The sequence below is a fragment of the Dehalococcoidia bacterium genome (assembly GCA_028711995.1).
Classification (GTDB): domain Bacteria; phylum Chloroflexota; class Dehalococcoidia; order SZUA-161; family SpSt-899; genus JAQTRE01.
On the sequence record JAQTRE010000198.1, the window covers coordinates 1 to 3,849 of the forward strand.

At 51.8% G+C, this 3,849-nt stretch carries 3 protein-coding genes and 1 tRNA gene; 2 read left to right on the forward strand and 2 right to left on the reverse strand.

Features of this window, described 5'->3' with window-relative positions:
• A partial coding sequence (locus PHV74_15350; GenBank protein ID MDD5095729.1) for a hypothetical protein occupies positions 1 to 358 on the forward strand: 358 nt, incomplete at its 5' end.
• A 677-nt stretch (positions 359 to 1,035) separates the two neighbouring features.
• Here the strand turns inward: PHV74_15350 and PHV74_15355 are convergent.
• The gene (locus PHV74_15355) at positions 1,036 to 2,019 is read right to left on the reverse strand and encodes a tyrosine-type recombinase/integrase (protein MDD5095730.1); all 984 of its coding nucleotides are present in this window, start codon (positions 2,017 to 2,019) and stop codon (positions 1,036 to 1,038) included.
• A gap of 104 nt (positions 2,020 to 2,123) precedes the next feature.
• A tRNA-Gly gene (locus PHV74_15360) sits at positions 2,124 to 2,198 on the reverse strand.
• A gap of 279 nt (positions 2,199 to 2,477) precedes the next feature.
• Here PHV74_15360 and PHV74_15365 point away from each other — a divergent pair.
• A complete protein-coding gene (locus tag PHV74_15365; GenBank protein MDD5095731.1) occupies positions 2,478 to 3,686 on the forward strand; it encodes a phospholipid carrier-dependent glycosyltransferase in 1,209 nt (402 codons plus the stop codon).
• Positions 3,687 to 3,849: the final 163 nt, after the last annotated feature.

Below are 3,849 nucleotides of genomic sequence, written 5' to 3' on the forward strand. Positions count from 1 at the left end.
TCGGACAGTGGTCAGGACGCTCAAAATCGAGGCGATATCCTCCGGATACCATTCCAGCGGGGACGCTCGGCCGGAATGGACCCGGAATACGCCGGGACGCCTGAGCGGGACAGCCCGGTTTCCGGCTGAAAAAACGGTTTCGTTCCTCTCGATTCCGGGGAGATTGGCGGTATTGTCTGGCGACAACAAAGACCCCCATGTCATCTCGGGAATCTCTTTGGATGATGGCGAGCAAGCTGCGAATCGAGGCTATATCCAGGTACTGCTATATCGGTGGGAACGCTTGCAGATACCGGCTTTGGATCGGCGTCGTATCGGTCGAGGAGCAGGTGATAGAATCACCGTAACGCTTGATTGATTCAGGTTGGCCCAAACACCGTTACCGAGTAACACTCAAGATACTGTGCGGGCGATCCCACGAATCCGGCAGATCAGGTAGAATAGAGATTACAAGAGAAGAAGTTGTCTCATGGTGGCCAAATTGATGCTGCGGTTATGCACATAAGTCAACTACAGCGATTGTATCAACCCTCACCCCAGCCACGCATTTTGCCGGATCGGAAGATAAATGCGGCTTCGCTAAGAAGGCGATTCATGTCAGGAATCCGAAGACGGACTGTCGGGGTGATAGATATCCAGTAGATAAGTATGCCATAGCATTAATCCATTGAAAAGAACATATCTCCGACCAACCCCTACCTATATAAGTGATTATTGGCTGTGATTTAACGAAAATCTTCTGGTCAAAACACCCCAGTTAAACCCGAAAGCCATACCCGGTTTTACCAAGTATGGCTTCCATCTCTTAGCGAACAGCCCAAGAATATCATGAGCTATGATGCATATTGTACAGGCCATAATTGACTGCTACAATTATTCAGAGAATGGGTTATGGGCTAGAGGACGAGGCTAAAACACAGTTCAAAGGTTCTGCCTATTGTAACCTCAGCTCCACCTATGACTCCAAGCGCCACCGAAGAACCCAGGGTTTAACCACTCAGTTTAACCGAAGCGCAACATACGAGTTGGACAGAATTATCCTGCGATCCAGTCCAGAGGTCCGTTCTGATCATATGCCTTAAGCGCATCCTCCACTTCGATGAACTGCGTGTACCGCTCTGTCATGGCCAAAGTGGAATGGCCCAGCAACAGCCTGAGCCCCTTCATGTCGTGCGTATGCTTCAGGCTGATCGTAGCACCCGTATGTCGTAGTTTGTGCACGGATCCCCGGACATGTTGAAGCCCGGCATCCCTTTTGAGGCGGCGGAATATCTCCTGGATGCCGTGCTTTGTTAACGGCCTCCCCTCCTCTGTGATCCATAGTGCACCGTGATCTGCCAGACTTGAGCGCAATCCCAGATAACGCCACAAGGCTTTCTTCGTCTGAGGCCCAAACCCCACCCAGCGGCCTTTGCCCATCTTGCCTTTTTTCACCAGTGCCCGTTTCTTTTCGAGATACACATCTGCTACTTCGAGCGAGGTGAGTTCTTCCAACCGAACAAAGCTCTCCAAGAAAAACGAGAGCACCGCTTCGTTCCGTGCTGCCAACATCCTCTGTCGCTCGGTCGTCGCCGTACGCCAGCTATGCTTAATGACGTCAAACATCAGATTGATGTGTTCCGGTCGCCAGGGCTCGACGGGCGGGTCTTTGGGAGCCTTCATCCTGATTCCGTCCATCGGACTCTGCTCCAAGAAGTGTTCCTCTTCCACCATCCAAGTGAAGAAGCGTTTCAGGCAACGGTAGTAATGCCAAGCGTAATTGTCGCCACGCCGGAACTTCCGTCGCGTGCCGTTATTTGCCACAACGACATCCGGGGTGTGAGTGAGATGGTGAAAGAATGCTTGAATGTCTCGTTTGCCAACGAGACGAGGGTCGGTTAATTGCCCTTCGCCCGTTGCCCAGCGCACAAAAGAGCGAATGCGACCGTAGTAGTATTCGACTGTGTTGTTCTTGACTTGTGTTTCTAGATCAAGCTTGAATCCCTCAAGTAGCCATTCCCACGTTCCATTTTGCACCATGACGTTTTGGGGAGCCCGCCCGGTGCAGGTCGTTTAGACCAGCTTCACCTCGTATCTATTTCCTCAGCCCATGCAGGTTGTCTAGAGCCACCGCTTCGAATCTGTGGAGCGGGAGACGGGATTCGAACCCGCGACACCCTGCTTGGAAGGCAGGAACTCTACCACTGAGTTACTCCCGCTAGAACCATGGTTTCAAGACAGCAGTACTTATTAAAGCTCAGGAGAAAGCCATTGTCAACATTCTGCAATCAAGGCCGGATATACTGCACAAACCGCTGCACGGAGTTCGATTCAAACGGCCAGTTCCAAGTCTTATCGATTGCCCCATAATCTCTCCAACAGAAACTACGTGTATTTACCATCTGAAACCACCACTAGTATCTCGGGAATAGGGGCCTACCCAGAGACCCCCCGGATCAAGAGACATCTGTTCTCGACTTGTGTATACTAGGAAGAAAATGGAGACGACTCCCGTATCCACCCCCGTGCCTGTACCCACTCCTGAAACTATTCCTGCGCCACCGCCCAAGTGGTTCAAGAAATGGGAAAATCTGGCTGCCATTGGACTCGCGCTTCTGGTGATGGGGCTTCACTTTATCGTCATCAACAATCCCCACGACATGGTGCTGGATGAGCAACACTACGTCCCTGAGGCAAACCGAATCCTTGATGGGGAAGACCTGCAACGTCTGGAGCACCCCCCCCTCGGCAAACTTTTGATCGCAGCCGGGATAGAGATCTTTGGTGATAATGCCCTAGGCTGGCGCTTTTTCCCCGTAATGTTCGGCACGGCCTCGATTATTCTCTTTTATCTGGTTTGCCAGAAACTGACTCGCAGACGATATGTTCCCCTTCTGGCCACATTCCTTTTCGCCTTTGAAAACAGCTCTTTTGTCCAGTCCGGAGTGGCCATGCTCGACGTTTTCATCGTCACGTTCATGCTGGCTGCCTTCCTGCTCTATCTCCGCGGATGGTATATCTCTTCAGGCGTCGCTCTCGCCCTCTCTGCCCTGGTGAAATTTTCCGCCGCCTCCGCCGGCATCGCTATCTTTCTGCATTGGATATTTACTCGCCGGAAACCAAAACAAGACGGGATCAAGTTTTTGATCGCAGCCCCAGTTGCCTATATGGCCCTGATGCCCTTGGGAGATTATCTAGCCACCGGCGACCTTCTTTATCCCTGGGACCGGATTCACTACATGGTCACCACCATGTCCACTCTGACGTTCTCTAACGTGACAGCAGGTAATGCCAGCTACCCCTGGGAATGGGTCTGGTCCCCAGAAGGCATGGCGTTCTGGTACACTCCCTCGTATATGAGCGGCATCAACTGGACGCTGTGGGCCCTTATCATTCCATCGATGGCCTTTGCGATCTATGGGGCGGTCAAACGCAACTCCCTTTTGCTTTTCGCCAGCCTCTGGTTCGCCGCCACTTATCTGGTCTGGTTCCCTGTTTGGCTGATCACTGACCGAATCATGTTCAGATTCTATTTTTATCCCACGGTCGGGGCAGTCTGCCTGGCGCTTGGATTTGCCCTATCCCAAATCATGAGTCTCGCTGCACGGCAAACCAGCCAAAGAGTTATCTGGATAATCACCGGGGCAGTCGCCACATGGCTGATTGCCAATCTGGTGATATTTGTATTCATGTCCCCGCTGCTATGATTTCAAAGCGCCTTCCCGGCTATGGCAAACAAAACGATATATGGCGTCCCTGCAAAAAGCCGGTATCGGAATTCTGATTGAGTCACCCTGATATTATGCTGCGAAGTTTAAAGTCTGAGTGAATCGGCTGGCGGGTCGAATTTAGCGCCAAAACAAGCGCCAA

Bases quoted from the DNA above. Each gene is read 5' to 3' on its own strand.
- PHV74_15355 (MDD5095730.1), bottom strand. From the start codon at position 2,019: ATGGTGCAAAATGGAACGTGGGAATGGCTACTTGAGGGATTCAAGCTT.
- PHV74_15365 (MDD5095731.1), top strand. From the start codon at position 2,478: ATGGAGACGACTCCCGTATCCACCCCCGTGCCTGTACCCACTCCTGAA.